Annotated in this window: 2 protein-coding genes; both read right to left on the bottom strand. The window is 77.6% G+C overall.

Going from position 1 to position 1248, the window contains the following annotated elements; translation table 11 throughout:
• On the bottom strand, positions 1-189 hold a 189-nt coding region (locus ACWJ6R_RS36625; RefSeq protein ID WP_449066591.1), incomplete at its 3' end, for an ABATE domain-containing protein.
• Positions 190-223: 34 nt separating this feature from the next.
• Positions 224-1248, bottom strand: a 1025-nt coding sequence (locus ACWJ6R_RS36630; protein WP_449066592.1) for an aminotransferase-like domain-containing protein, incomplete at its 5' end; no start/stop codon positions are given.

A 1248-nucleotide genomic window follows, 5' to 3' on the forward strand; every position in this document is an offset into this window, starting at 1 on the left:
CTCGCGGAGGTCGACGGCGGCGGCCAGCTCCTCGCCGCCCGCGGGGTCGCAGGTCCCGGCCAGGCCGCGTCTGGCGAGCCAGGCGACGAGCGCCGCGGGGGAGGAGAGCGCGTCGGTGTCGCTCTCGATGTCGTAGCTGTTGACGAACTCGCACACCAGGACGGCGGGCGCGGGCGCGGGCTCGGGCATGGACGGATCACCCCTTCGTCACCACTGTACGGCATTAGGTGGTTGTGGCGGAGCCCGCCACGCGCTCCACCGCCAGGGCCAGCCGCCGGATCCCCTCGGCCAGTTCGGAGAGGTGGGCCACGGCCGTGTGGGTGAGGCGGAGCCGGGGCCCCGGCGGCTCGGCGGGGTAGTGGACGCGTCCCGGGCCGACCAGGACCCCCTCCCTCCGGGCCGCCTCCACCACGGCGTCCTCGTCGAGGTCCTGCGGGAGCCGTACCCACAGGTGCAGGCCGCCCCGGGGCACGAGGTGGGACTCGGCGGCGGGCAGTCGGGCGGCGAGGGCCGCAAGGAGCGCGTCCCTGCGCGCGGCCAGTTCGGCGGTGACGGCGGTCAGGTGGCGCGGCCAGGCAGGGGAGCCGACGAACTCCAGCACCGTCTCCTGCAGCGGCCTGGCGACGAAGAAGGAGTCCACCACCTGGCTGGCCCGGAGCCGGTGGGCGGCCGGGCCCCGGGCGACGACCCCGGCCACGCGCACGCTCGGGGACAGGACCTTCGTCAGGGAGTTGACGTGGACCACGGTGCCGTGGACGTCGAGCGCGACCAGCGGCGGGGGGACGGGCGCGGTCGTGAAGTAGCGGGCGTAGTCGTCCTCCACCACGAACGCGCCCGCGGCCCGGGCCACCGCCAGGACCTGCTCGCGGCGCTCCCGGCCGAGCGTCGCGCCGGTCGGGTTCTGCAGGGTCGGCTGGCAGCAGAAGACCCGCGCGCCGGTGACGGCGAACGCCTCGGCCAGGAGCTCGGGCCGCACCCCGTCGCGGTCGGTCGGCACGGCGGTCGCCCGCAGCCCGGCGGCCGCGCGGCGGCGAGCGCAGCCCGGATAGGCGGGGGTCTCGACGAGCACCGGGGAGCCGGGGGCGGCCAGGGCGCGGAAGGCGTGGGCGAGGGCCGACTGTCCGCCGCCGACCACGAGGACGTCGGAGGGGGTGACGTCCCCTCCGGCCTCCTGGGCGAACCATCGGCGCAGCTCCGCCAGCCCGGCGACCGGCGGGACCGCCCAGGCGTCGGGGCGGCGCAGGGCGC

Source organism: Planomonospora algeriensis (assembly GCF_977012225.1).